At 35.9% G+C, this 25978-nt stretch carries 26 protein-coding genes and 2 pseudogenes; 19 read left to right on the top strand and 9 right to left on the bottom strand.

Annotated elements, in window-relative coordinates; genetic code table 11:
• Window positions 1-2 precede the first annotated feature (2 nt).
• The 9 genes and pseudogenes from ACE38P_RS01230 to ACE38P_RS01190 form a co-directional block, all read right to left on the bottom strand.
• Complete coding sequence (locus ACE38P_RS01230) at window positions 3-1199, bottom strand: hypothetical protein (protein WP_264336323.1); 1197 nt, start codon at window positions 1197-1199, stop codon at window positions 3-5.
• A gap of 20 nt (window positions 1200-1219) precedes the next feature.
• On the bottom strand, window positions 1220-3172 hold the full coding sequence (locus ACE38P_RS01225; RefSeq protein ID WP_374699362.1) for a DUF4815 domain-containing protein: 1953 nt from the start codon (window positions 3170-3172) through the stop codon (window positions 1220-1222).
• Between the two features lie 15 nt (window positions 3173-3187).
• Window positions 3188-3889: a hypothetical protein gene (locus tag ACE38P_RS01220; RefSeq protein WP_374699361.1), complete on the bottom strand. Its 702-nt coding sequence runs from the start codon at window positions 3887-3889 to the stop codon at window positions 3188-3190.
• An 82-nt stretch (window positions 3890-3971) separates the two neighbouring features.
• Entirely contained in the window at window positions 3972-6020 is a 2049-nt protein-coding gene (locus ACE38P_RS01215) for an AAA family ATPase (protein WP_374699360.1), read from the bottom strand.
• A gap of 17 nt (window positions 6021-6037) precedes the next feature.
• A complete protein-coding gene (locus tag ACE38P_RS01210) occupies window positions 6038-7276 on the bottom strand; it encodes an AAA family ATPase (protein WP_374699359.1) in 1239 nt (412 codons plus the stop codon).
• Complete coding sequence (locus ACE38P_RS01205; protein WP_010082125.1) at window positions 7273-7773, bottom strand: hypothetical protein; 501 nt, start codon at window positions 7771-7773, stop codon at window positions 7273-7275. Before ACE38P_RS01205 ends, ACE38P_RS01210 begins: the two co-directional genes overlap by 4 nt.
• A 37-nt stretch (window positions 7774-7810) precedes the next feature.
• Window positions 7811-8599: pseudogene (locus tag ACE38P_RS01200) on the bottom strand (AAA family ATPase).
• An 11-nt stretch (window positions 8600-8610) separates the two neighbouring features.
• On the bottom strand, window positions 8611-9432 hold the full coding sequence (locus ACE38P_RS01195) for an ATP-binding protein (protein WP_010082113.1): 822 nt from the start codon (window positions 9430-9432) through the stop codon (window positions 8611-8613).
• Window positions 9433-9526: 94 nt separating this feature from the next.
• Window positions 9527-10021 (bottom strand): sigma-70 family RNA polymerase sigma factor, encoded by a 495-nt coding sequence (locus tag ACE38P_RS01190; protein ID WP_019236463.1) that lies wholly within the window; start codon window positions 10019-10021, stop codon window positions 9527-9529.
• A gap of 582 nt (window positions 10022-10603) precedes the next feature.
• Here ACE38P_RS01190 and ACE38P_RS01185 point away from each other — a divergent pair.
• The 19 genes and pseudogenes from ACE38P_RS01185 (at window position 10604) to ACE38P_RS01095 (ending at window position 25805) form a co-directional block, all read left to right on the top strand.
• On the top strand, window positions 10604-11065 hold the full coding sequence (locus tag ACE38P_RS01185; RefSeq protein WP_374699819.1) for a crossover junction endodeoxyribonuclease RuvC: 462 nt from the start codon (window positions 10604-10606) through the stop codon (window positions 11063-11065).
• 108 nt (window positions 11066-11173) lie between these two features.
• Window positions 11174-12385 carry a DNA modification methylase gene (locus ACE38P_RS01180; protein WP_374699358.1) on the top strand — a complete coding sequence of 404 codons (1212 nt, stop codon included), beginning with the start codon at window positions 11174-11176 and terminating at the stop codon, window positions 12383-12385.
• A 32-nt stretch (window positions 12386-12417) separates the two neighbouring features.
• On the top strand, window positions 12418-12897 hold the full coding sequence (locus ACE38P_RS01175) for a hypothetical protein (protein WP_264378236.1): 480 nt from the start codon (window positions 12418-12420) through the stop codon (window positions 12895-12897).
• 3 nt (window positions 12898-12900) lie between these two features.
• Window positions 12901-14382: an ankyrin repeat domain-containing protein gene (locus ACE38P_RS01170; RefSeq protein ID WP_010082188.1), complete on the top strand. Its 1482-nt coding sequence runs from the start codon at window positions 12901-12903 to the stop codon at window positions 14380-14382.
• Window positions 14379-16202, top strand: coding sequence for a phage terminase large subunit family protein (locus tag ACE38P_RS01165; protein WP_341811531.1), 1824 nt, complete (start codon window positions 14379-14381; stop codon window positions 16200-16202). Before ACE38P_RS01170 ends, ACE38P_RS01165 begins: the two co-directional genes overlap by 4 nt.
• 3 nt (window positions 16203-16205) lie before the next feature.
• On the top strand, window positions 16206-16430 hold the full coding sequence (locus ACE38P_RS01160) for a gpW family head-tail joining protein (RefSeq protein ID WP_341810408.1): 225 nt from the start codon (window positions 16206-16208) through the stop codon (window positions 16428-16430).
• A complete protein-coding gene (locus ACE38P_RS01155; protein WP_341810409.1) occupies window positions 16427-17131 on the top strand; it encodes a glycoside hydrolase family 25 protein in 705 nt (234 codons plus the stop codon). The genes ACE38P_RS01160 and ACE38P_RS01155 overlap by 4 nt, the downstream gene beginning before the upstream one ends.
• Complete coding sequence (locus ACE38P_RS01150) at window positions 17128-18546, top strand: phage portal protein (RefSeq protein WP_213863533.1); 1419 nt, start codon at window positions 17128-17130, stop codon at window positions 18544-18546. Before ACE38P_RS01155 ends, ACE38P_RS01150 begins: the two co-directional genes overlap by 4 nt.
• Window positions 18543-19589 (top strand): S49 family peptidase, encoded by a 1047-nt coding sequence (locus ACE38P_RS01145; protein WP_341810410.1) that lies wholly within the window; start codon window positions 18543-18545, stop codon window positions 19587-19589. Before ACE38P_RS01150 ends, ACE38P_RS01145 begins: the two co-directional genes overlap by 4 nt.
• A 77-nt stretch (window positions 19590-19666) precedes the next feature.
• Complete coding sequence (locus ACE38P_RS01140; protein WP_341810411.1) at window positions 19667-20035, top strand: head decoration protein; 369 nt, start codon at window positions 19667-19669, stop codon at window positions 20033-20035.
• 24 nt (window positions 20036-20059) lie between these two features.
• Window positions 20060-21064: a major capsid protein gene (locus ACE38P_RS01135; RefSeq protein ID WP_341810412.1), complete on the top strand. Its 1005-nt coding sequence runs from the start codon at window positions 20060-20062 to the stop codon at window positions 21062-21064.
• On the top strand, window positions 21064-21375 hold the full coding sequence (locus ACE38P_RS01130; RefSeq protein ID WP_141457308.1) for a hypothetical protein: 312 nt from the start codon (window positions 21064-21066) through the stop codon (window positions 21373-21375). The genes ACE38P_RS01135 and ACE38P_RS01130 overlap by 1 nt, the downstream gene beginning before the upstream one ends.
• The gene (locus tag ACE38P_RS01125; protein ID WP_213863530.1) at window positions 21368-21880 is read left to right on the top strand and encodes a phage tail protein; all 513 of its coding nucleotides are present in this window, start codon (window positions 21368-21370) and stop codon (window positions 21878-21880) included. Before ACE38P_RS01130 ends, ACE38P_RS01125 begins: the two co-directional genes overlap by 8 nt.
• Complete coding sequence (locus tag ACE38P_RS01120; protein WP_213863529.1) at window positions 21877-22350, top strand: hypothetical protein; 474 nt, start codon at window positions 21877-21879, stop codon at window positions 22348-22350. The genes ACE38P_RS01125 and ACE38P_RS01120 overlap by 4 nt, the downstream gene beginning before the upstream one ends.
• Window positions 22337-22801, top strand: a complete 465-nt coding sequence (locus ACE38P_RS01115; RefSeq protein ID WP_208571542.1) for a phage baseplate assembly protein V — start codon at window positions 22337-22339, stop codon at window positions 22799-22801. The genes ACE38P_RS01120 and ACE38P_RS01115 overlap by 14 nt, the downstream gene beginning before the upstream one ends.
• 354 nt (window positions 22802-23155) lie before the next feature.
• Window positions 23156-24502, top strand: coding sequence for an IS110 family transposase (locus ACE38P_RS01110; RefSeq protein WP_353280896.1), 1347 nt, complete (start codon window positions 23156-23158; stop codon window positions 24500-24502).
• A pseudogene (locus ACE38P_RS01105) lies at window positions 24503-24664 on the top strand (PAAR domain-containing protein); the annotation flags it as partial.
• 2 nt (window positions 24665-24666) lie between these two features.
• Entirely contained in the window at window positions 24667-25002 is a 336-nt protein-coding gene (locus tag ACE38P_RS01100; protein WP_213863527.1) for a GPW/gp25 family protein, read from the top strand.
• Between the two features lie 2 nt (window positions 25003-25004).
• Window positions 25005-25805: a baseplate J/gp47 family protein gene (locus ACE38P_RS01095; RefSeq protein ID WP_374699357.1), complete on the top strand. Its 801-nt coding sequence runs from the start codon at window positions 25005-25007 to the stop codon at window positions 25803-25805.
• The last annotated feature ends 173 nt before the right edge of the window (window positions 25806-25978 follow it).

Genomic DNA, 25978 nt, shown 5'->3' with positions numbered 1-25978 from the left:
TTTTATGTTACTATTACTCTGAGATTTTTGACTTTAGGACGATAAATAACCGTTCCACTTAAAACTAATTTTATCCTTGTCTCATTAGCATTAAAATTTGTCAGCACATGAGTTCTCTCTACCCAATTTTCTCCAATTGGTTTTCCTGATGTTAAATTTACTAATTGCCAATCACTGTTGCTTTTTTGTACATAAGCTTTAACATCTGCAGTGCCAGGTATCAGCGCATCGTACGTTATGGTGATTTTAGTATTAGCTCCTGCTGTAATACTTCTTGTAACATAATCTCCTTTTTCCCCTATATTACCCATAACTAGCTGTAACCCAGGATATAGCACTGGACTTTTTTCTCGCCCTCCTTTTAGGCTTGCCTTTACTGTTAGCTCTCCAGATAGTCTTTCACGCAGTGCAAGTGGCAAATTATCAGACAAAAAGTTCTCTTTTCCCTCTTCATCTGTTAAGATAAATTCCACATTGGTATCAAATGCTACTTTTTCGACGTTCGTCAAAACAATTAAATCTGAAGTATTGGTTGCTGTAACTTTTCCCAGATCAATAACGTGAGAATTTTCGCTAAATTTTGCAGCCAAAAGCCGAAACGTTAAATCTAAATTTTGATGTGGAGTCCAGGTGCTTGCATTGCTTGATGAAAGTAATACTCCTACTTGATATGGCTGGCTTGTTACCCAACGGCTATTTACTGCATCATATTTGCCAAGTTCTGCTATTTTTACTGCAGTATCTGCATCATCAGTAAGTAGTACTATTGCATACTCCTCTCCTGCATGGCAAAACACTGGTGACCACTCTATACGTGTTGCTGTGCCATCTATCTTTATATCTTTTGGCTCAATATAGCTTTCAGCAATGACAGTTTGCGAGGGCACTCCCACTGCTGTTTCTCTAATCTGCACAACAACACGTTTTTTGCCTTTATTTACAAACCATAGTTCCACGCCTCCTATGTGCCTACTTTCATTTAGAGTAAATGTTTGCGCTAAAGGATCAACTCTTCTTGCTGCGATAACTCTTCTTCTTTCCTCTATGGTAATTGTTTTTTTACCAGTATAAGTTGCTTCTCCATAACTGCCTTTATCACCGAAGAACTGCACTAACTTAGTCCCAGCAGGAATGTTTCTTGGTACAGTAAATCTTCCTTTTATTTTTCCTCTGTTATCAGCAATAAATGTTGCAATCATGTTTTTCTTTCAAATATTTTCTATGCTTTAGGTTGAATAAAAATTCCATCAAACTTTAATTCCTTAAGCTTTTCACCAGTTGCAAAACCTTCAATCTCAAAATTTTGAGTTGCTTCTCGCATAAATTCAGTTTCGTATGAGGTGCTTGACAGCAGCTCTGTTGTTTCTTTAACATTAAATACTCTAGTTACTGGACTTTTCCAATTCGTGGTAACCTCCGTCCAGTGGTCAATGTTTTTATTTAGAGTAATTTGTGCCGGGACTGGATCAAAAGCTTGATATGGATTGATCTTTTCTCCTTTAGTCTGTAAAAGCTGCTCCAGTACCGGTTCAAGTTCATACGGCAACAAATAAGTTTTTTCTCCTCCATCAATATCAGCAATCGTTACATCTATTGGTAAAATTAATTCCTTGTTTACTATCGCTGCAGACTGCGAAATTCCTTGATCACGCATATCATCATCGAAGAACGAATCAACAAATACTCCTTTTTTCGTTGTAGGTTCTCTTGAATTTGCATCACTGCGTAAACGTTCCTCTGCAACCAGCGCATAAAGATCATTTATTCCTTTTTTCATTGCTTCAAGCTCATTCATCGGTACAGCATGAATAGCATTATTCACTATTTTTACCCCTTCTTTTTCTCCGTTTTTCCATGTCTGATGAATGTAGCAGAGCAAAAGTTGTCCGCTAGGTGCTTTAGGCATCGATGGTCGCCAAGGGTGAGAAATTCCTTTTATTCTTCTTACCACTCCTTTGCTATCGATAGTAATTAAATCAAAGCGGGGCATTTTCCAGGTGTAATCAATCAGAACCAAGCTGTTATCAACTGCTCCTTTTACTTTGCATCCCTGTTCACTTATATCTTCAGGGCTTACATGAGTACGACAGCGGTAAGTTATTTGATAACTACTTCCAGGAGCTGGTTCTTTACCTGGTAATGACCAATCAACGTTTCCTGCGTTTAATTTGTAATCTATACTATTTTCATAAATAACATTGCCTTGTTTAACTTGAATAATCTCAAGTACTGCAGAGTCAGGTATCGGATCAATAGCTCCTGAATATGAACCGTGAGTAACAGTAATAGTTTTCTGAACAGTTATATCTACTTTTTTAATTTCACTTATTGGAAAATCATTAACCTTCAGTTCCATTACTCTTTGGCTATTTGGCTGAAAAGTATGTGGCTCTGATTCAACTGATTTTATATCTGGATCTTCATCAAAAGAAATGCGAATACTGTGAGGTAACTCAATCTCATAGCCATCAACATGAGCTTTGCCCTCATTAATCACAAATATTTCTTTTTTACCTTTTTTTACCCCTTCTTCTCCCTTTTCTTCTTTGTGGAGGAACATCACTTCAAGGCCATTTACAACGTAGGAACCATTTGCCTCTTTGTCATAACGAGCAAGAGCTGTAGTTACTATATTTGCTTGTGGTGGCGGTGAGTGTTCTATTAATACTCCATTTTCAATGTTGTAAATTGGGTAAAATTCGCCATTTGTAGAGTTAACAGTAACACTTTCTACTTGGTATCCCCAAATGATGGAAACTTTAAGCCTTGCTGCCCCTACTTCTTGATAATTACGTGTACCAACAGCAGGATCACGAAGATTTTCGTCCTCAAGTTCTGTAATCGTAGATTCTAGATAATAAACACCGATACGCACTGTGGTACTCAGTGGAATAACAAACTCTTTTGCTTCTACTTTTCTAACTGCTCCACGAAGATAGATTTTTCCTGACTCAAGAGTAACTTTACCAGTTTCTCTATCTATAATACAATTGCTTCCTGTTATAACATCACCATCACGAAATATTGCATCGCCTATGCCTTTAAGCTTAGAGAGAGCATACTCCTGAGTCTCGTTTAATTCTGCAGACTGTAGACCTCTTCCTGCTAGAAACAAGCTTTTTTCGTATTCTTTGTCAGGATTAAAGCGGTTATAATAGCTATTTAAGGTCATCTTTTTTCTCTTTTTCTAAAATGTCACTACAAACGAAAAAGTTTCCCTGGTTGCTGAAGTCCTAATGAGCGGTACTGTATGTTCTAAAACTAATAAGATTCCTGGGTCTTCTATATCTTGTGGTTCAAAATACCTTTGTCCAGGAGGCAATTTTTCTTTTACCCTTGTACCAACCATAACTCCTAGTTCCCTTATCACTTGATTTGCTGCATCCGTGAAATCGAAAGTAAATTTAAGGTACAAATTATTGGTTGGTACATTTGAGGACCTAAACCTCCCTGTTGGAGTCAAAAGCTCTCCATTCTCATCACCTGTGCAAAAGAGAACCTCATCTGCAGTACGTCTGCCAAGTTCATTGAGCAGCTTTTCAGAAGTTATCAGCTCTGGTGGTGTGCTTTCACTATACTCTACAGTAACTTTATCACTTACTGGAATAGAGCTATTTTCCGTAAGTTTTATTACACCAGTACTGCCATTAACTGTATAGTCAATACTTGGCTGATAAGTTGTTTGCCCTGTAAAAACCTTCACATCTTTAATAGGTTGACGATCAAAAATAGGTTGATGATCAAATTTTATTTCACCCTTAACGAAAGTTTTTTCTACTTTGTGGCTACTTCCAGAGCTTGAATCACCACTTCCCCAAGCAAGATGTAGAGACTGCTCTTTTATACTTGCTGCTATTGCTGCTCTTCCTGACTGTGTGAGTATTGACATTTTCCCCCTATATTATATATGTACGGTGAGTTCAAAATTCGTCCGCAAAAATCAAAATATTTTTTTATATCAGAAAAATTTTTTAGGAGAATAGCTCAGCTCCACAGCTAAACTTTCCAACGCCGCGAGCAAATGGTCCGCTAGGAATGTCAAGCCATTTATCTTCTTTTGAACCAGTAGCCATTCCCTTAACCAGCTTCCGTGTTTGTAACAGCTCTTGAACTATACGCTCCATTCTATCTCTTCCTATACTGTGAAACTCCTCAGGTAGTCTATGCCGCTGTTTATACACTCCTGTACTTCCTGTATGGGTAAATGGATGTCCAGAAATTGCTGCTCGTGTAATTGCAGTTATAAGATGCTGCTTTGAATTTTTTTCGTTCATATTTTTTATTCTTAATCTTTCAGTTATGTCCTCTAACAATCCTGTTTCTTCATTTCTTAAATAAGTGCGTAAAGTGCGATCAGCCAAACCGTTTGCTTTAACAATTGCTCCATAAAATAATGCGTTCTGTCTTACAGATTCTCCTATTGATTTAAAAATTGTCAGTTTAGCTGTATCTTCCACAGACCAAAAAGCGTATGAACACCTAACACCATTAACAAGAGCAGATGTACCTCTAATGGCATCACGTGCTTGCTCAACAGTCGATATAGGTTTTTCACTTTTTGGCTTTCTCATATGATGGGCAGTAATTATTGATGCTCCAGTGCTACCTGCTAAATCAGATAATAAAGACATCAAATAATCGCCTACGGCTGGGTCAGTATTTAAATCAGCATGCACGAATGATGCAAGTGGATCAAATACGATTAATTTTAAGTCTTTTATTTTATTAAGTTGTTTTGTTATCGATTCAAATTCAGGAGAAGTCTCTATAACTTTACCTGAAACACTCTTTATGATTGTAAGTGATCCACTAACATTTGGTAATGGTACAATAAAGAGCCTATCTTTATATTTTAATCTTTCGCATTGCGAATCAAGACGCTCTAAACGACGATGTATTTCACTCATATCATCTTCTGCTGAGAAAATTACCACAGATCCATGTTCAGTAACTAAAGGACCAAAACCACATGGCTGATCTTTTCTACTCGCAACTTTCAGTGCTAAATCAAGCAGAAGCATACCTTTACCAGTATCTCCCATTGCAGCTAGAATAGATGTTACTCCTAAAGGAAATAACCCTTCAACAAGAAACTTTTGCTCCGGTACTGGACCTATAAAACGTTCTACGCTCCATTCTTGAATATTAAGCAATTGCTTAACGATGATTTTTTTCGAGTTATTTTCAATGAATTCAGGAATATTCATCTTTTCTTCTATACCATCAGCTGAATCCCATCCTTTTGGTTTATTGTCAGGTATTTCAAGAAGAGTAAGTGATAAAACACCAAGAAAAGTAAGCTTTTTCACAACTTTCTCAGCATATTGTTTACCTGGTTCATCATTGTCTGGCCAAATAATAACATGCTTGCCCTTAAGTGGTGACCAGTCTGTTTTTTCTATTGGTGCATTTGCTCCTAACATTGCAGTTGTGGCAGTCATACCTTGCTCTATCAGAGCATCTGCACACTTTTCACCTTCAACTAAAATCACCTTATCAGATTTCATAATACCTGAAATATTATATAAAGGCCTGATCTGTGGTGGAGTAAAACTAGACCTTTTTACATCAAAAGGAAGATATCTTTTTCCTGAATCAGTGTTATAACGATAAACTGTAACAATCACTTGATCACTTTCATCGTAATAGTTCCATGATGCCGTTGGTTGCCCCAGAGTGTTATTTTTTTCCGAATAACCAATCCACTTAGCAATATCTTCTATCGTATCAGTAAATTGATTTTTTCCAGTAACAGCAGCCCAAAGATCAAAAATATCTCCTCCTTCTCCGGTAGAAAAATCGTGCCATAATCCGGTTTTACTGCCAATTAACTCCACTATCATACTTTTCCCTTGATTGCCTTTTAGATCACCTACATAGAACTTATCACCACGAAAAGTTCCTCTTGGCAGTAAATAAGAAAGACATGACCTTATATTTGATAGGAGTTGAGTTCTTAACTGTTCTTTCTTCCCTAATAATTTATAATGTCCATTTCTTTGTGAACAATAAATATCCATACCTACCTGAAGAATTTTTATGTTCTAGCTATAAAGTTAGCAGATTTCCAACATCCATTAATCTTGTTGATGAATTTTGTTGGTATAGATCTACCGTTTCTAAGTTCATATACTACTTGCAAGATATTTGTACGTTTATTGGGTTGAAATATTACTATTCCAGATGTATAAAAACTTCTTAAAGCATTAGCACCAACAAGAGCTTGAAATGGATTCTTTTCCAATATAGAGGTAGGTACTTTTTTGGTGTGATTTGTGATGATTATTCCAGCCATAGGATTAATCTTGGAACGTAGTTTTTCTATTGCATGCTGCAGACCATAGTTAACGGAATTATAAGGAGAATCAATCACAACTAAATCAAACTTTTCCTCTACCATATTTTTTATTTTTTCTATACCTTCTTCATTTAAGGTCAAATTCATCTTGTTCGTCACAATTAAGTTTTCTGTTGCTAAATGAGGAAGTTTGTTGAGTTGTTGTATACGTTCTCTAATGTAATCATATTCCATTTCGTTTTGTAGATAGAATATTTTTAGCGGTCTTGTAGGCTTCATGCCAAGAAATGATCTTCCTGCTGCCAGATGTACTAATAGAGAAAGAAGAAAATGACTTTTGCCAATCTTTGGAGTACCACCTATGACCAAAAGACCACCTGGTGTCAAAATTCTTGGGCCTATTATATCTTGTGGCATTGGTGATTTGTCATTTAAGTAATGATTTACAGAAAATGCTTTTCCTTCGTTTTGTTTTTCTTGTAATATGGAACTTCTTTCATCTTTACCGTTCAACCATGTTTCAGCAGAATCTATATTACCTTTAACTAAAGTCCAAAGGTCTATTATATTTCCTTTCTTTTCTTCGATCAGGTTGTACCAATTTCCTGCATTTTCTCCTTCCATTTCAACTATTATCTTATTTCCATTTCTACTGCCAATATAGAATTTATCTTGGTAAGATTTGCCTTCAGGTAACAAATAAGATAAACAATCTTTGATGTTATTAATTAATAATGATTTTATTTTCAAAGCATTTTTAGATGAAAAATCCATAAAATTCTCCTTGTTTATTCCAAATTTGTTCAACATATTTTTTAGACGTTTAAAGTCAAGATTAGCCAGCTCACAAACAGTTTCAAAAGATCGTGAGCGAATCCATTGACAAGCCTCTTTTTTAAGTTTAGGGTTTTTTCCTGCTGCATCCTGAATAGCTCTAGTAATAACAGCAGCCCACAACTTTCCTTCGTCATACTTCAAAATGGCAACCAATCATCTTGAAAACTTTTTTGTAATTCTGGAGTAATAACTGTAGTAATCCTATTTCTATCTCCGTATGTATTATTAGTTTCAACGCCTACTTTTGCTGTAAACTCTAAATCGTTGAAATCAGCTATAGAGTTTATTCTTCTAGCAGTCACTGCTTTCTCTGAAGTGTCATTTGCATGAATATTTCTGGATGATTCCAAAATACTACGCAGCATAGAACGTCCAGATTCTCCCCAGATGTCTTCTTCACCTTCTGCTTTGCCATTTTTGATACCTATAATCTGAAAAATCTTGCGTTTTGCATATGAGCCTTCAGTGACGGTAAATTCTACATTTAAATAGATACTGCCAGTAGTGTAGTTTTTAGTGAACCAATTTTCATAACCTCCAGGCTTTATTGCCATTTTTACCTTGACTATTGTACCTTTCGGTATTAAACTGTTCTGCAGTTTTGCATTATTAAAATCAGTTAAAAAATCTTGTAGCATACGCTCTCCTATAAGTTGACTTTAAAGTGAAAGTTAGCTATTCCATTAGCTGCCAATGACCATTTATCTTATCGACAAGTTTGTTTGGCACGCGTTCACCATTGCGAAGCTCAAATACTATCTGGCGTGCACTGCTTTCTTCATCATGAGCAAACATCACCATACCAGTACTGTAAAATCCACGTAAAGATCCAGCACCACTTAGGCCTTGAAATGGATCTTCTTCGAGCATCTTTTTCGATAATTTTTTTGTATGATGAGTGAGTACAATACAAGCATCTGGATTGACAGCACTGCGTAGCTTCTCAAGAGTCTTTTGCAGAAAGAACAGCATAGCACTATTATCATTTTCATTCCCATATTCACTGCTAAAGATGTTACGTAATGGATCTATGGCCAAAACATCAGGTTTAAAGCGTTCATTTACAATCTCCTTAATTTCACTTATTTCATCATGATTAAATGATAAGTGCACTTTTGGCGTAATGATTAAGTTGTTAGCAGCTACATTCAAAAGTTCATTATCAAGTTATTGCAAACGTTCTTTCATATATTCATATTCAATTTCAGTTTGCATGTAGAAAATTTTTAAAGGTCTATTTGAAGCCATACCAAGAAAAGAAACACCTGCAGCCATATGAACGAGCCATGAAATCAAAAAGTCGCTTTTGCCGATTTTAGGTGGGCCACCCAGTACCAATAAGCCTCTTTTTGTTAAAATTCTTGGTGAGATTATATCCTCTGGTGTTGGCGATCGATCATCCAAGTATTCTTTCACACTGAAAAAAGGAATTTTTTGACCAATAGTTAAAAAGTTTTGTAGCATATAATAACCTCCTATATGTTGGGCGTGACAGGTTGAATTGCAAAAGCTTTAGTTTTAATTTTTGTAAGAAGTTTTCCTAGATGCGGTTCTTCAACCATATTAAGGCAACCACTTCGATCTTTAGCAGGATATCCCCAAGAATTAATCGTCTGACAGACAAATGAACGAACCTCTGTACCATCATCTTTCTTGATTCCAACCATACTAATTACTTCGTCAACTATCCCAGGAATTTCACTTGCAGTTTTAGCTCCTTCACATTGAGGTAGCCAAGTCGAGCGATTGAAATCATCGAGGTATTGTCCAAGAGTTCCAACTGTAATGATGTCTTTATTTGGAATATGTTGAAACTGATTGAGCCAAGCCATCATCTCTTGAGCAAGTAACCCGTAAGCAGCTCTCATATCTTGTTTTCCTGATCTTTCAGAAAAAGCTTCAGGTTGCATTTTTGCCCATAATAGACATAAACGAGAGGCTACTGTAATACTATCGATAAAAACACATCGATACTTGAGAAACTCTGAAGAAAGCTCTTTGTATTTACTGGATACATGCTCATAGTGTCTTTGGCTATACGCTGAGTCAGATTTTAACGCAGGATTAGGACCACCTATGAGACATGCAATATCTCTTGCCTCATTCCAAGTACGAATACTTACAGAATCCCCTTGCCAATCTTGAACAGCAAGTAAACCTGCCTCAAAATCAAGACAAAGTGTTGGTTCATTTATGGTCTTTAAGAGACTAGTTTTACCTATACCATAAGGACCAAAGATGACCATTTTTATACCTGTTTGAACTTTTAGCCGTTCATTGCTGTTCATTATTTTCATTTTTCTCCCAGTACCTAAATATATATGTACGATGACCTAGGCAATTCGTCCGCAATTTGCAAAAAAAAATTTTTGAGCAAATATAATCGAGAGCTTATAACTTCTCTAAAACTGAGAATTTATCGCGTATTCGTTCTAGTGTGCGATAGATAGTTGTCTTTGGTATTTTGGTTATTACAGAAACTTCAGTAATAGTAAATACCTTAAGTAATTGACATAAATTACTATCTTTTTCAGACAAAGTTGAAATTATATTATTTATATCAGTGCGAATTATCGCTTCGATTTCCGAGTTCCTATGATCTGGAATATCGTCGTTTATATCATCAAAAGTTATATTACGTTTTAGACATAACTGGTTGCGTAACATATTGCGAGCACAATAATTAGCTAATCTAGCAACGAAAGTACTAAAACTACTTCTTTTCTCATCGTGCTGGTTAAGATATTGCCAAACCTGACAAAAAAGCTCTTGTTCTATATCTTCGAGACTTTCGTTAATAAAACAGCTTTTGGATTTAAGGCGCGAAGCTTGAAATCTCACATGTTTAACAATTGTAGAATCGATTCCTTGATAAGAATTCTTCATAAAAACTCCAAAAGTTTCATGAATAGAGATTTTTACCAAGACTTTGTATGACTAATTTATTATAAAAAAGTAGTAATAATTTTTTTATCTAAAAGAATAAAATCTTTAAAAATTAAAATAAGATTTAAACGTTTTGATACACTACTGAAGCTACTTTTTCATAGGTAAAAAACTACCAATTTCATACCTAATTTCTGAGTTACTAATTAGTATTTCAGAAAGCAGTGATCGTTAAGTTATTGATAATATTGTCTTTTTTATGTTCTATTCCTAAAAGCCGTTTCTAAAGTTAAGTGGCTAAAATCGGCCAGTAAAGAGGGTTTGCGGATTACTGAAGTCTTATATATATTATATATATATTTAAATACAGGTAAAATATAATATATGATAATATAATAATATAAATATTGGCGTAATATAAGTTATGTAAAATAGTTATTAAGATAAGTAAAAACTCAAATGGCAGGATATGAAATTTTTTTTAATTTTTTTTCAAAATTGCGGACGAATTTGCGAGTCATCGTACATATATATTATACAGGGCATTGAACTTTAATTACACAAAGGAGTTTTTGTACGTCAATCTTAACGCTAGATCTCGGCAAGCAAACAGGCTGGGCAATTCTAACAGATGGAATAATTGAAAGTGGGAGCAAAAGCTTTCATGGTAGTCGTTTCAGTGGAGGTGGAATGTGTTTTTTAAGTTTTCACAATTGGCTTAATTCTTTGAAACATGAGTTCACTGCAGTGTATTTTGAGGAAGTAAGAAGACATCTAGGAACTGATGCAGCGCATTGCTACGGTGGTTTTCTTGCCGTTCTATCTGCTTGGTGTGAAGAGAACAATATTCCCTACCAAGGTGTTAATGTTAAAACTATAAAACGCTTTATAGCAGGCAAAGGTAATGCAAGTAAGAGTGAAGTTATTGAAGCGATACGTGAAAAAGGTTTTTCACCTAGAGATGATAATCAAGCAGATGCTTTGGCATTAATGTTCTACGTTATGAATCTTAGTAAAGATTTTAACACATTAAAAATACCGTAAAAGTGGGTCCTTTCGGCCATACTGGCGGGTTTGGTGGTGCTGACCTCGGGCCTTCTTTAGCGTCAGAGATATTTTGAACATTAACTTTTTAATTAGTACAGTAATTATATGAATTTAGCAATCCACTACTATCCTGTTGAAAACCTAGTTGAATATGATCGTAATCCACGTAAAAATGACGATGTAGTCAACAGAATGTGTGCTTCTATTCGGGAATTTGGCTTTCGTATTCCAATAGTTGCAAAAAGCGATGGAACTGTGGTTGATGGTCATTTAAGACTTAAAGCAGCAAGAAAACTTGGTATGGAGAGTATTCCAGTGGTCTTAAGTGATAATCTAAATGAACCACAAACCAAAGCTTTTCGATTACTGGCAAATCAATCAGCTAATTGGGCAAAGTGGGACGATGATCTTTTGAGAATGGAAATTCAAGAGTTAGAAGATTTGCAGTTTGATCTTAAAATGACTGGATTTGAATTGGAAAAAGTTCAAAACTTTCTTGATGATTTAGATGGTGAAAAAGAAGATCTTTCTGACTTAGTTGTTGATGACAAAAAGGTAGAAATAACAAAGCCAGGTGATCTTTGGATTTTAGGTGATCATCGAATCTATTGTGGTGATAGCTCTGTAGTTGAATCATATAAAGCGCTGTTAGATGATAAAATGGCAGACATTACTGTTTGTGATCCTCCATATAACGTTGATTATGGTAATAGCCAAGACAAAAAGATATTAAATGATAATCAAGGTGAAAAGTACGAACTTTTTCTCTATGACATCTGTTCCCATATTTTAGCATATACGAAAGGTGCAATTTACATTTGCATATCATCATCAGAGTTTTCAACGTTGCAAAAAGCATTTGAAGAGGCAGGAGGAAAATGGTCAACTTTTATCATTTGGGCAAAGAATCATTTTACGCTAGGAAGATCTGATTATCAAAGACAATACGAAGCAATGCTCTATGGATGGAAAAGCGGCAATAAACGTGAGTGGCATGGAGGAAGAAATCAAAGTGATCTGTGGTTTTATGATAAGCCAATACATAACTCACTGCACCCAACAATGAAGCCAGTAGAGCTAATGGAGAGAGCAATAGTAAACAGCAGCAGACCAGGAGACATAGTACTTGATCCATTTAGCGGTTCTGGTAGCACATTGATTGCATGTGAGAGAACAGGAAGAATTTGCAGAACAATAGAGCTAGATTCAAAGTTTGTAGATGTAACGATAAAACGTTGGCAAGTATACACGGGAAGAGATGCCATTTTAGCCGGTACTGGTAAAACCTTTTCAGAGACTCAAGAAGAAAATTCGTAAAAAATAGGCAAAAAAGAGAGAAGAAAAAAAAAGTGAAAAAAATAACACAAACAGAATGGGCAAGAGAGATAGGAGTATCAAAGCAATATGTCTGTTATTTAGTAAAGAAAGGGATAGTTGAGTTGGAGGATGGTTTGATCAATAGAGAACAAGCAAATGAAGCAGTAGCGGCAATAAGAGATCCAAGTCAGCCACTTAGGAGGAAAAATCCAGAAAACGAAAATACAAGTAACCTTTCCACGATGTTGCTAAAAACTCGAATAAAAAATGAAATGGAACGAGGTAAACTTCTTGAGGCGAAAGCTAAGGCTGAGATTGGTGAACTTGTAGCAGTAGAGGAAGTAAAGCGCGATGCATTTAATGTAGCAAGAGTTGTCCGTAATAATTTGCTTAATATTCCAAATAGGGTTTCAGCACTGCTTGCATCACTGAGTGACACTGAAAAGATTCATATGGCGCTAACCGAAGAGATTACAAACTCATTACAAGAATTATCTAATATTAAGTTTTAAATAATGTCTGCTAACTTAAGTTTAGAATTAATAAAGTGTCTTATTAATCAACCAGGAGTGGATGTAAATGTTAGAGGATTAAATGGGAAAACCCCACTACATTATGCAGTAGAAATTAACGAGCTTAGTATGGTTGCTCTCTTACTAAATAGGAAAAATATTAATCCACTGATCACTGATGATAATGGTAAAAGTGCGCTGGATTGTGCAAGAGAAGAGATATTACAAGCACTAATCAATCACAAATATGGATTGGAGAAAGATAGCTTACTTCACTTAGCTGCGATGTTGAATGAAGCAAATGCTGTAAGGTTTTTACTCGACAAAGGGACTAATGTTAATGAGCAGAATGCTTTACTACATACACCGTTACACTTAGCGGCAGGAGCTGGGCATGAACAAATAGTAGAAATTTTAATTAGAGAAGGAAATGCGGACAAAGATGTTCTTGATGCGAGAAATCATGCAGCAATTCATTATGCAGTAAACAACAAGAAGCTAGGAGTAGTAAAATTACTTTCAAATCTTGGTGCGAATGTTAATGTAGTTGGCAGCGGCAGAAATGCAATGAAATTATCTTCTTTGCACGTAGCTATAAGTAGTAGTAATTACGACGAAAGGGACTTATGTTTAGATATTGTAAGATGCTTAATAAATGTTCCTAATGCTGGGGTTAACTTACAAGATTATGAAAATAAAACGCCACTACATTATGCTGAAAGGCTGAAAACAATAGAAGTTTTACTAACGCGAGAAGATATAGATCCTTTAATTAAGGATGATAATGGCAAGACACCATTTTGTTATGCAAAAGAAGCAAATAGATTAGATATAGTAAAGATTTTAGCAAGTAATAGATACGGAGCTGATAAAAACAGTTTGCTTCATTTAGCTGCCAGAAAAGGATATGAAGACCTAATAGACGGTATTCTTGGTGAAGGAGTTGAAATAGATGCTGTAGATGAGAGTGGAAAAACGGGAATTTATGTTGCTGTAAAGCATGGTCACTTTAACGTAGTAAAGTTGTTGCTAAAGAGAGGAGCAGATGCCACGGATGTTTTTCAGTATGCAATAATAACGAACAACGCAAAATTAATAAAATTACTGAGCAAAGAGAAGGAAATAGTGTTATTTGGAAGACAGAAGAACTTTCCAACATTTCATTTATTGAGCAATAAATATTTTGAAGAAAGGAAAATAGCAGACAAAAAAATAAAGAAATATATCAATATCGTCTGTGTTTCTATAACAGTATGTGCAATAGTGATAGTGGGAATTTACCCTAACATTATAGCTGCGGTAATGGTGGGAATAGTTGCGCTCATAGCTGCAATAGCAATGAGTAATTTAACTCAGAAGTACATAGAAGAAGCACTTGAAAAGAAAATGTTTATTGAACTTGAAAGTGAGAAAACAAGTGAGTGCAGTTCTATTTTAAGTGATGTTGAGGTATCATCTAATGATGGTGAAGAGCTAGCGATATGATATATGCTACATCTTTTTCTGAAGGTTTAAAGCCAGATCCACTACTTAAAGTGTCAGAGTGGGCGAATGAGTATCGAGTTTTAGCGCCAACTGCAGCATCAGAGCCAGGGAAATGGAGAACAGAGAGAACGCCATACCTTAAAGAAATCATGGATTCACTATCTCCGTCTTCAACTGCAGAAAAAGTAGTATTCATGAAAGGAGCGCAGATTGGAGGAACAGAAGCTGGTAACAATTGGATAGGCTATATCATCGATCAAACACCAGGTCCAATGCTAGTAGTACAGCCAACAGTTGAAATGGGAAAACGTTGGTCGAAGGGAAGATTTGCACCGTTAATAGAGAGTACGCCATGTTTAAAAAATAAAGTAAAAGACCCAAGGTCAAGAGATTCGGGCAATACTGTGCAAAGTAAGGAATTTCCAGGTGGAATAGTAGTAATAACCGGAGCAAATAGCAGTGTAGCACTGAGATCTATGCCAGTAAAATATCTCTTTCTTGATGAAATAGATGCCTACCCAGGAGATTCAGGAGGAGAAGGAGATCCAGTACTGCTTAGTATTGCTCGAACTAATACATTTGCACAGCGAAAGATTTTTTTAGTATCAACACCAACAATTCATGGAATAAGCAGAATTGAGAAAGAATTTGAAGCAACAGATAAGAGATACTTTTTTGTTCCATGTCCGCATTGTAATTACTATCAAGTTTTAAAATGGTCACAAATAAAATGGGAAAACAACGACTCAAGAACAGCACATTATGTCTGCACTGAATGTAGCGGCAAAATAGAAAATCATCAAAAGACAGAGATGCTTGAGCGTGGAGAATGGAGACCTACTAATAGAGTAAAAGGTGAGAAAAAAGGATTTCATCTTTCAAGTCTTTATAGTCCAGTTGGTTGGTATAGTTGGCAACAAGCAGTAGAGGACTTTCTCCATGCAAAGGAAAGTGAACAATTACTGAAAGTTTGGATAAATACCACTTTAGGAGAAACTTGGGTAGATAAAGGAGAAGTACCAGACTGGAAGCAATTATTTAACAGGAGAGAATTTTTTCAGATTGGCACAGTACCAAAAGGCGAAGTAGTTCTCACAGCAGGTGTTGATGTCCAAAAAGATCGTTTAGAAGTAGAAGTTGTAGCATGGGGAAAAAGCCGTGAAAGTTGGTCAATAGACTACCGAGTATTTGAAGGTGATACTGGAGGAGGAGAAGTATGGGGAAAGCTTTCAGAGTTACTCAATCATCATTTTATCGGTGAAAATGATCTTGAATATATGATAAGTATGATGGCAGTAGATGCTGGATATGCAACGCAAGAAGTATACAACTGGGTAAGAGGTCATCAAGGCTCTGGAAGAGTAATGGCAGTGAAAGGTGTAAATAAAGCTCTAGTACCACTTAGCAGCCCAAGTAGAGTAGATATAACAGTTGGTGGTCAAAAGCTAAAAAGAGGAATAAAGCTCTGGCCAGTGGGAGTATCGATTTTAAAGTCAGAACTTTTTCAATTACTTAATGTTTTAAAGGACGGTGAAGAAGCTCCAGCAGGATACTGTCATTTTCCCGAGTATGCACCTGAATATTTTAAGCAGCTAACGGCAGAGCAATTAGTCAGCAAAGTAGTAAAAGGTTATACCAAACAAGAGTGGCAAAAGGTAAGAGAAAGAAATGAAGTATTAGACTGTAGGATTTATGCAAGAGCAGCATCTATTGCGCTTGGAATCGATCGTTGGCCAGAGAGTAAATGGAATAGTTTAAGTGAAAAACCAGAAAGTAAAAAATCAAAGAAAATAGTGAAAAGCAAATGGATCAGCGAGTAGTAAATGTATAACGAAGATTATCTAATTCAAGTCGAAGAAGCGATAAAGAAACTACAAAACGGAGAGCGAGTAGTATCAATTGCATATGGTGACCATGTTGTAAGATATGCTGAAGTAGATATAAATGATTTACTAAGCTTAAGACAACGAATTAAAGGTGAACTAAAGATTGCTGGAATGAAGCCTAAACGAAAGATTATTTTTGCAACAAATAAAGGAGTTATATGAGGGAAAATTTTCTGAGAAAAGTTGTAAAAGAGGAATATTCTGAATTTTTAGAGCAATTAAAAACTTTTATAAAACTATGGGAGAATAGAGAGAGTCCAGTAAATGGAATAATAGATTTGTCACATTGGCAAGAAAATGTGAATTTTAAGCTAGACAAAGAGAATGGTATAGTTGGAGTAATTCACAAGGCAACACAAGGGCTAAAATATGTGGATTCAAAGTATGCGAAGAGAAGAAAGAAAGCTGAAGAAGAAGGATTACTCTGGGGAGCATATCATTTTGGCACAGAAGGAAACGGCAAGAATCAAGCTGATCATTTTCTAAAAACGGTAGGTGAAAGCAAAAATACCATACTTGCGCTGGATATTGAAGAAAACAAAAGTGGCAAAAATATTGCAGTTAAGCAAGCTGAGGAATTTGTAAAGAGAGTTGAAGAAGTAACAGGAAGATTACCCCTAATTTATGGCAGTAGCTATTTTCTTAAGGATTTTGCCACGCCAACTTTGACAAAATGTCCATTATGGATAGCAGGCTGGAGAAAAGAGCTCACATTACCAAAAGGCTGGAATGATTGGATTTTATGGCAATATACTGACGGTAAAACAAATCCAGAGCCACATGAAGTAGAAGGAATCGGAAAATGTGACAGAAATAAATTTAACGGAACTTTGAAAGAATTAAGAGAATTTTGGTTAGTATGATGCTGAAAAATTTCAAACAACTATTTAGTAAGCCAAAAATCAAAAGTTCTGCTTGGGATGCAGCAGGCTCAGGAAGAAGAGTAATGTATTGGCAGGGGGAAACAGGAAGTATAAACAATTTACTCTCTCAAAGCCTTGAAACTTTGCGTAGTAGATCACGTGATATGGTAAGAAAAAATCCATATGCAGCAAATATAATTGATACAATAGTAAGTAACTCGATTGGAACAGGAATAAAACCACAATCAAAGGCAAGAGATGGAGAATTTCGAAAGAAGGTGCAAGAATTATGGCTAAGATGGACAGATGAAGCAGATAGCTGTGGAATAAGTGATTTTTATGGATTACAAGCTCTAGTATGCAGAAGTATGATAGAGGGAGGAGAATGTTTTGTACGTTTAAGAACGAGAAAGCTGGAAGATAGATTTTCTGTGCCATTACAACTGCAAGTACTTGAGTCTGAACATTTAGATAATAAAACAAATCAAACTTTAGGAAATGGTAATGTAATAAGAAACGGGATTGAGTTTAACAAGCTTGGGCAAAGAGAGGCATATTACTTATTTAGAGAACATCCAGGAGAAGGTTCGTTTGGAGAGTCAGTGAGAGTACCAGCAAACGATGTTTTACATATCTATAGACCACTAAGACCTGGGCAAATTAGAGGGGAGCCTTGGCTTTCGAGTATACTTCTGAAACTTTATGAGCTTGATCAATACGATGATGCAGAATTAGTGAGAAAAAAGACAGCAGCAATGTTTGCAGGGTTTATTACAAGACTTGATCCTGAGGCAAATATTTTAGGAGAAGGCGAAGCGAATGAGCAAGGAGTAGCATTATCAGGTTTAGAGCCAGGAACAATGCAGCTTTTAGACCCAGGAGAAGACATAAAATTTTCAGAACCGTCAGATGTTGGAGGAAGTTATGAAGCGTTTATAAGACAGCAACTGAGGGCAATAGCAATAGGAACAGGAATAACATACGAGCAACTAACAGGAGATTTAACCGGCGTTAATTATTCATCCATTCGAGCAGGGCTGATAGAGTTTCGCAGAAGGTGTGCAATGTTACAGCATAACGTGATAGTGTTCCAGTTTTGTAGACCTATTTGGAATAGATGGCTAGAATTAGCAGTGCTTTGTGGAGAACTGAGTATAGATGAAAAAGTAGTAAAAGCAGCGAAAGAAGAAGTAAAATGGATACCACAGGGATTTGATTGGGTGGATCCACTGAAAGATCAGCAAGCACAACAAATGGCAGTAAGAAATGGATTTAAGAGTCGATCGGAAGTAGTATCAGAAATGGGTTACGATGTTGAAGAAATTGACCAAGAAATAGCAGAAGATCAAAGACGTGCAAGCGAACTGGGCTTAAGTTTTGATTCTGAGGTTACTGCAAATCAAGAGGTGATATGAAACAACAATGGCTAAACAGATGTGTAATGGTAGAACCAAGGAGTTTTGAGTTACTGTCACTACAAACAGGAAAGCAGCCTATCTTTCAAAATATAAAACATGCAGTAAGAAATAGTGAAAGAGGAATAATACCGATACATGGCATTTTAACTAAAAAACCTGGTGCATTTGATGAAATGCTCGGAATGACATCATATGAGCAAATAGAAGAACAAATTACACAAGCATTAGCAGATAGTAGCATAGAGACAATTATACTGGAAATAGATAGCCCCGGAGGAGAGGTAAACGGTATATTTGACCTAGCTGACTTTATTTATGAATCAAGAGCAAAAAAGAGGATAATAGCGATAGCAAATGATGATGCATATTCTGCTGCGTACGCTATAGCCTCTAGCGCTGAAAAGGTATTTGTGAGCAGAACCTCAGGAGTAGGAAGCATAGGGGTAATTGCAAGTCATATAGATCAAAGTGGATTTAATGAAAAATGTGGAATAAAATATACCACAGTATTTGCAGGAAGTAGAAAAAATGATTTAAATCCACATGAGCCAATGACGTCTGAAAGTCTGGAAAGCTTACAAAAAGAAGTAGACCGACTATATGAAATGTTTGTGCAGCTAATAGCGAGGAACAGAGGTCTTTCAATTGAAAAGATTCGATCAACGGAGGCAGGGCTATATTTTGGCGAGAGAGCAATAGAAATAGGTCTTGCAGATGGAGTTACAATTCTTTCATCTATTAATAAAAACAGGAGTATTACTATGAATGAACAAACTACAACTGACCTAGAAACTGATAATTTAACTAAGTATCGTACTGAAGTTCTTGAATTAATACGTTTATGTAACTTATCACGAATGCCAGAGAAAATAGAAGAATTTATAGAGCAAGGCGTAAGTATTGAGCAAGCCAGGGAAGTTTTAATGGAATTACTTGCAGAGAGAACGAAAAAGACAGAGATACTGAGTGCAATACCGCAGAATTCAGGAGAAGAGTTGATGATGGAGGTAGCAAGGACTAGAGCGCAATCAAGTATTTAAGTTTTTTTATAACCGCCGCGTACAACAATTACAAACATGGCGGTAAAACTAAAGGGGAAAATAAATGAGGAAATTTTATGAGTTGTATAATCGAACAAAATAATCTAGGTGACTTATTAAAGTATGAGGCATCAAGTCTATATTCAAGAGACCAAATAACGGTAGTAAAGGGTCAAAATCTGAAGCTAGGGACAGTTGTTGGTAGTGATAAAGACAACATGATTAAGATAATAAATCCAACAGCCACAGATGGTACACAAACAGCAATAGGTGCAATAGTAAGTGATGTGAATGCAATAGAAAATGCTAAAGCAGTAATCGTTACTCGAATAGCAATGCTAGCAGATCATGCAGTTGTATGGCCAGCAAATATCACTGAAGAGCAAAAAGCTACAGCAATAAGGCAACTTGAAGGACGAGGTATCATTATCCGCAAGGGAGTTTAACTTAAATTAATAAGGGGAAAAAGAATGCAAAATCCATTTACAAATACAGCATTTAGCATGACGGCACTAACAAATGCGATGAATATATTGCCGATAAATTATGGACGTGTTGAAAATTTAAATTTGTTTCCAAGTAGATCAGTAAGATTTAGACATATTACAATAGAAGAACATAATGGAGTTTTAAGTCTATTGCCAACGCAAATTCCAGGAGCACCAGCAACAGTGGGAAAACGTGAAAAGAGGAAAATAAGGACATTTACGATTCCACATATTCCTCATGATGATGTAGTGCTGCCAGAAGAAGTGCAAGGAATAAGGGCATTTGGATCAGAAAGTGAACTTAAAGCACTGGCAGATGTAATAACGGATCATTTGCAATTGATGAGGAACAAACACGCAATAACATTAGAACATTTGAGAATGGGAGCACTGAAAGGAATAATTTTAGATGCTGATGGGTCAGAATTATTAAATCTGTACAACGAATTTGAAATAACACCAAAAGTAGTAAATTTTGCCCTTGGAACAGCAACAACTGACGTAAAACGTAAGTGTCTGGAAGTACTCCGGCACATAGAAGATAATCTAAGTGGTGAATATATGACAGGAATTCATGCCTTGGTAAGCCCTGAGTTTTTTGATGCATTAACTTCTCATGCTAAAGTAAAAGAAGCATATGAAAGATGGCAAGAAGGAGCAGCACTTCGAAATGATATGAGGTCAGGATTTACGTTCTGTGGCATAACATTTGAGGAATATAGAGGGCAAGCAACTGACCCTGAAGGAACCGTAAGAAGATTTATTGAGAAAGATACAGGGCACTGTTTTCCAGTAGGAACAGCAAGCACATTTACAACATATTTTGCACCAGCAGATTTTAATGAAACAGTGAATACTCTTGGACAGCCACTCTATGCAAAACAAGAGCCAAGAAGATTTGATAGAGGAACTGATTTACATACGCAGTCGAATCCATTGCCAATGTGCCATCGTCCGGGAGTTTTGGTAAAAATTAGTTCTAGTTGATGAATATAGGAAAATTATTGGAAGATTGTTTTGAGCATTTAGGAGTGGAAGCCACATATTGTAATAAAAATAAGGAGGGCATTCGTAGAATAAAAGTGCTAATTAAACGTCCTGAGACTACGTACTCTCTAGGTGCAGATGGAGCATTAACTCAGCAAATTGCTTCTATAGAAATACGTGATCAGGACGTTACTTCCTTTAGCATTGGTGATTATATCAAGATTGAAAAAAGGTTCTACAAGATTTTTGAACCACCGTTAAAAGATTCTTCGAGTGAAATATGGAAAATTGAGGCAATAGAAAATGTTTGATATTAAAATTAGTAACAATATTAATGAAATAGTCTACAATATTGACGAAAAAGAGCAGAAAGTAAAACTGGCAGCTATAAAAGCACTAAATAGAACAGCACTATGGTTAAAAGCGCAAGCAGCTAAGGAAATCAGTGAGGAAAAGAAGATAAAATTAAGTTTGATAAGAAAGAGATTAAGAATTTTTAAAGCAAAAACAAGCAGATTAGAAGTGTTAATTAGAGCAAATCTCTACGACATTAGAGCATCGACAATTGGCAAAATACAAAAAACAAGAAGAGGATCGAAAGTAGGAAAGCATGAGTTTATAGGAGGATTTGCAGCAGTTATGCCAAAAGGAAATAGCGGTATGTTTAAACGTGAAGGAAGAGCAGCATTGCCAATAAAGGAAGTTAAATTGTCACTCGAACCTGAGGCTTCAAGGATAATAGGGAATCTTGTTAATTATGAGGTTGAGGAAGTGTTTGAAAAGTTCTTTGAACGTGATATTACAAGAAATATATGAATTTTAAAGATTTGCATAACGCAATCTTCACTACGCTGAAGAAAGAAATACCAGCAATTCAAACTTGTGAAATTTATCCATCGATAAGGAAAGAATTATTAGCGCCAGCGTTATTTGTAGAGCTTGTGAGTTTAGAATCGGGAAAAGATCCAGGAACAGAAGAATTAGCACTGAAAGCAAGATTTGAAGCACGAATTGTGATTGATAGCACAATAGAAAATGCAGCTATTATTGTCAGAACATTAGCTGCTGAGGTGGCAAAAGTTGTAAACAAAAATACATGGAATATAAAAAATGTTTCACCAGGAGAATTTATCTCTGCAGAAATTGACGGATTTAGACCCGAATTAGATGCATATTTGGTGTGGATGGTTGATTGGAGTCATCAGCTTCATTTAGGTAAATCGATATGGACAGAAAATAAGATTAAGCCACATACGATTATAATAGAAGAAAATGTTAGAGAGTAATTTTGCTATTTCAGAGCTGCAAAGAAAGTTAGCAAACATTGTACGAATAGGAGTTGTAAAAGAAGTAGATTATGAGAAAGCAAAAGTAAGAGTGAAGATAGGAGAACTTTTAACAGATTTTCTTCCATGGATAACTTCTAGAGCAGGAGAGGAAAGAAGCTGGCTACCACCAAGCATAAATGAACAGGTAGTAATATTGTCACCATTGGGAGAGTTATCATTAGGAGTAGTACTAGCTGGAATATATCAACAGAAGTATGCTGCACCAGAGAATAAAAAAGAAATAAATAGTGTGAAGTTTCAGGATGGAACAAGATTGTTATATGATAAAGAGAAGCATCATTTAGAGATTGAAGTAGTAGACAAAATAACACTGAAAGCTGGGGAATCGAGCATAGAGATGACGAAGAGCGAAATAAAACTGAAAGCAGATAGAATAAACCTTAATTAAATGAATAAATCGGTTGTACGAGTAGGAGATTATTGTGTAGAAGTAACACCGCATTTTTGCATTAGTGGGAGTAACAATGTTTTTGTAAATGGTAAGCATCGGACAGATATAAAACCTGTCAAACCAGAAAGAAACTCCTATTTTCTACTTTTTTGAATATAATTTTACGGAGAAGCGCTTCTGCAGTTATAGCCGAATAGGCAATGGTGCCTTAGTGCCCGTAGGTTAGCATGGTTTTGGAAGGAACGATCAAACCACTGATGGAGTCTTTGAGACTACCTCGATTAGAAGAGCGTATAATTCAACCGTTCCAAGCTGAAGTGCTTTTCAACTATTATATGATGGAGGTTAGAAATGGCAAAAACAAAAAGTAAATTAGAGGTAATGAACCCTGATGCGGCAGGAATAGATATTGGTTCATCTGTGCATTATGTATGTGTACCAGAAGGAAGAGATAAACAGAATATACAAAAATTCTGCTGCTTCACAGAAGATCTTTATAACTTAGCAAAGTGGTTAAAGAGGTGCAAAGTTACTACAATAGCCATGGAATCAACAGGAGTGTATTGGATCCCTTTGTTTCAAGTACTTGAATCATATGGATTTGAAGTAAAATTAGTAAACGCAAAATATGTTAAGAATGTGCCTGGAAGAAAATCTGATGTTCAGGATTGCCAGTGGTTACAACAACTGCATAGCTATGGACTGCTTCAAGGGTCATTTAGACCAGATAATCAAATTTGTGTATTACGCAGCTACGCTAGACAACGAGATAACCTAATAAAAAGTGCAGCAGCACACATTCAACGTATGCAAAAAGCGTTAATTCAAATGAACATTCAATTGCATAAGGTGATAAGCGATATAACAGGAGTTACTGGCATACAAATTATTAAAGCAATACTTGAAGGTGAAAGAAATCCAGAAAAATTAGCTGAATTAAGAGATGGACGAATAAAAAATGATAAATCTACCATTGCAAAAGCATTAGCAGGAGACTATAGAGAGGAACACCTGTTTACACTAAAACAAGAGTTTGAGCTATACAATATTTATCAGGAAAAAATAGCAGAATGTGATAGAAGTATTGAAGGATATTATAAAACATTTGAGACAAAGTCAGGTGGGAACAAGCTATGTAATAAAATAAAGCGTAAGTCTACAAAACATAGGCCAAACTTTGCTATACACGAAGAACTGCATAGAATTACAGGTAGGGATTTCACAAAAGTTCCAGGACTTGATGTAGTAACCATACAAACAATAATTTCAGAAACTGGCATAAACCCTAATAGATGGCGGACAGAAAAACACTTTTCATCGTGGTTAGGGCTCAGCCCTGCCAATAAAATTACAGGAGAAAAAGTGTTTAGCACAAGAACGCGTAAAGTCATTAATCGTGCTGCAAATGCATTTCGAATAGCTGCTCACTGTGTATCAAGAAGCAACAGCGGAATAGGTGCGTACTGTAGAAGAATAAAGAGACGACTAGGTGCACCAAAAGCAATCACGGCTACCGCAAGAAAACTAGCATGCATTTTTTATAGTATGCTAAAGTATGGGCAAGAGTATGTTGAAAAAGGAATGAACTATTATGAAACACGTTACAAAGAGAGAGTTAAAAAAAACTTGATCAAAAAAGCACAGGAATTTGGCTACATCTTAGTTCAAAAAGATGAACTGGTTGAGGGAGTTTCTTAGAAGCCAATGTGCAGACAAGGAGAAAGTTTTAGTGAAGGAGAAGTAATGGTTCAAGGATCAAAAACAGTGTTTGCAAATGGGTTTGGAGCGGGAAGAGTAGGAGATATAGTTTCATGTGGGTTTAAAGTAATAAAAGGCAGTGAAAACGTGTTTGCAGGCTAAAAATGAAAGGGATGGACTCCAAAACAGGAAAAGAATTAGAAGGAATAGAACATCTGAAACAATCAATAATTGATATACTGACCACTCCTATTAACAGTAGAGTAATGAGGAGAGATTATGGGTCAAGACTATTTGAATTAGTAGATAAGCCAATAAATAGAGATTTAACTTTGGAAATCTATTCAGCAGTAGCAGAAGCTCTACAAAGGTGGGAGGAAAGATTTAAGCTAGAAAAAGTAAAAATGACAGAGGTGAAAGAAGGAAAAGTAACGCTTGATCTAGAAGGATTATACTTACCAAGCGGGAAAAACATTCATTTTGATGAAATTGTAGTTTAAAGATGCAGCAGCTAAATATTATTGAAAAGCTGAGTTATGAAGAAATCTTTTCAAGAATGAAGGAAGAATTGGTCCGTAGAGATGAAACCTTTTCAGGATTAGTAGAATCGGATCCAGCAATGAAAGTTCTGGAGGTAGCAGCATGGAGGGAATTGTTACTAAGACAAAGAATAAATGAGGCAGTAAAAAGTAATGTACTGAAGTTTGCAATGGGAGAAGATCTTGATAATTTAGCTGAGTTTTATGGTGTAGAAAGGGAAAAAGGGGAAGATGATGAACGATTTAGAAAAAGAATTAAAGCAAAGATAGTAGGCTCAAGCACGTGTGGAAGCAAGGAGTATTATAGGTATTATGCACTGTCAGCAGATAGTAGAGTAAAAGATGCACTAGTGGAATCACCTATACCAGGGAAAGTACAAATTTCAATCTTATCAACACAATTATCCACAACTGGCATAGTGTCAGAAGAGCTACTAGAAATTGTAAAAAAGCAGGTTACTAGAGATGATATAAGGGTTTTAACAGATACAGTAACAGTAATTGGTTGCAATATTACGGAAATAGATATTCACAGCAGAATGAGCATAAGTCCTGTAATATCGAAGGAGGAAATCAAGAAGCAGTTCATTAAGAAGTTTGAAGCAAATAGAAGGCTGGGATGGAATGTTACAAGATCTTGGATAATAGCAAATTTGTTTGTAGAGGGTGTAGAAAACGTAGAATTAATCGAGCCAAGAGAGGATGTTGTGGTTCTGGGGAATGAGTGTGCAGTGCTTGGCTACGTCAAGTTAGATAGGATTTAAAACGTATTTTTTTGTTTTGTGGAATCGTACCAGTGAGGGGATTGCGTGCAATAAGTGGTTTAAGGTTTACTGGATCCAATGTTAGGGAGAGGAAAGTATTGATTTTCTTCCAGAAGTTGTAATTTGTTTTTTAAAGTATGGATAATATGGTCAAATATTAAGGAAAGTGTTTT

This window comes from Wolbachia endosymbiont (group A) of Limnophora tigrina (assembly GCF_964263225.1).
Taxonomy (GTDB): Bacteria; Pseudomonadota; Alphaproteobacteria; order Rickettsiales; family Anaplasmataceae; genus Wolbachia.
The sequence above is the reverse complement of the archived record's forward strand: the minus strand, read 5'-3'. Positions and strand labels throughout refer to the sequence as shown.

What these genes read in the sequence shown, in the direction of transcription:
- ACE38P_RS01165 (WP_341811531.1), top strand. Translation starts at nt 14,379, where the DNA reads ATGATATATGCTACATCTTTTTCTGAAGGTTTAAAGCCAGATCCACTA.
- ACE38P_RS01150 (WP_213863533.1), top strand. Translation starts at nt 17,128, where the DNA reads ATGATGCTGAAAAATTTCAAACAACTATTTAGTAAGCCAAAAATCAAA.
- ACE38P_RS01170 (WP_010082188.1), top strand. Translation starts at nt 12,901, where the DNA reads ATGTCTGCTAACTTAAGTTTAGAATTAATAAAGTGTCTTATTAATCAA.
- ACE38P_RS01230 (WP_264336323.1), bottom strand. Translation starts at nt 1,199, where the DNA reads ATGATTGCAACATTTATTGCTGATAACAGAGGAAAAATAAAAGGAAGA.
- ACE38P_RS01120 (WP_213863529.1), top strand. Translation starts at nt 21,877, where the DNA reads ATGAATTTTAAAGATTTGCATAACGCAATCTTCACTACGCTGAAGAAA.
- ACE38P_RS01155 (WP_341810409.1), top strand. Translation starts at nt 16,427, where the DNA reads ATGAGGGAAAATTTTCTGAGAAAAGTTGTAAAAGAGGAATATTCTGAA.
- ACE38P_RS01190 (WP_019236463.1), bottom strand. Translation starts at nt 10,021, where the DNA reads ATGAAGAATTCTTATCAAGGAATCGATTCTACAATTGTTAAACATGTG.
- ACE38P_RS01205 (WP_010082125.1), bottom strand. Translation starts at nt 7,773, where the DNA reads ATGCTACAAGATTTTTTAACTGATTTTAATAATGCAAAACTGCAGAAC.
- ACE38P_RS01160 (WP_341810408.1), top strand. Translation starts at nt 16,206, where the DNA reads ATGTATAACGAAGATTATCTAATTCAAGTCGAAGAAGCGATAAAGAAA.
- ACE38P_RS01195 (WP_010082113.1), bottom strand. Translation starts at nt 9,432, where the DNA reads ATGAAAATAATGAACAGCAATGAACGGCTAAAAGTTCAAACAGGTATA.
- ACE38P_RS01115 (WP_208571542.1), top strand. Translation starts at nt 22,337, where the DNA reads ATGTTAGAGAGTAATTTTGCTATTTCAGAGCTGCAAAGAAAGTTAGCA.
- ACE38P_RS01095 (WP_374699357.1), top strand. Translation starts at nt 25,005, where the DNA reads ATGCAGCAGCTAAATATTATTGAAAAGCTGAGTTATGAAGAAATCTTT.
- ACE38P_RS01130 (WP_141457308.1), top strand. Translation starts at nt 21,064, where the DNA reads ATGAATATAGGAAAATTATTGGAAGATTGTTTTGAGCATTTAGGAGTG.
- ACE38P_RS01145 (WP_341810410.1), top strand. Translation starts at nt 18,543, where the DNA reads ATGAAACAACAATGGCTAAACAGATGTGTAATGGTAGAACCAAGGAGT.
- ACE38P_RS01220 (WP_374699361.1), bottom strand. Translation starts at nt 3,889, where the DNA reads ATGTCAATACTCACACAGTCAGGAAGAGCAGCAATAGCAGCAAGTATA.
- ACE38P_RS01225 (WP_374699362.1), bottom strand. Translation starts at nt 3,172, where the DNA reads ATGACCTTAAATAGCTATTATAACCGCTTTAATCCTGACAAAGAATAC.
- ACE38P_RS01110 (WP_353280896.1), top strand. Translation starts at nt 23,156, where the DNA reads ATGGCAAAAACAAAAAGTAAATTAGAGGTAATGAACCCTGATGCGGCA.
- ACE38P_RS01140 (WP_341810411.1), top strand. Translation starts at nt 19,667, where the DNA reads ATGAGTTGTATAATCGAACAAAATAATCTAGGTGACTTATTAAAGTAT.
- ACE38P_RS01135 (WP_341810412.1), top strand. Translation starts at nt 20,060, where the DNA reads ATGCAAAATCCATTTACAAATACAGCATTTAGCATGACGGCACTAACA.
- ACE38P_RS01215 (WP_374699360.1), bottom strand. Translation starts at nt 6,020, where the DNA reads ATGGATATTTATTGTTCACAAAGAAATGGACATTATAAATTATTAGGG.
- ACE38P_RS01100 (WP_213863527.1), top strand. Translation starts at nt 24,667, where the DNA reads ATGAAAGGGATGGACTCCAAAACAGGAAAAGAATTAGAAGGAATAGAA.
- ACE38P_RS01180 (WP_374699358.1), top strand. Translation starts at nt 11,174, where the DNA reads ATGAATTTAGCAATCCACTACTATCCTGTTGAAAACCTAGTTGAATAT.
- ACE38P_RS01125 (WP_213863530.1), top strand. Translation starts at nt 21,368, where the DNA reads ATGTTTGATATTAAAATTAGTAACAATATTAATGAAATAGTCTACAAT.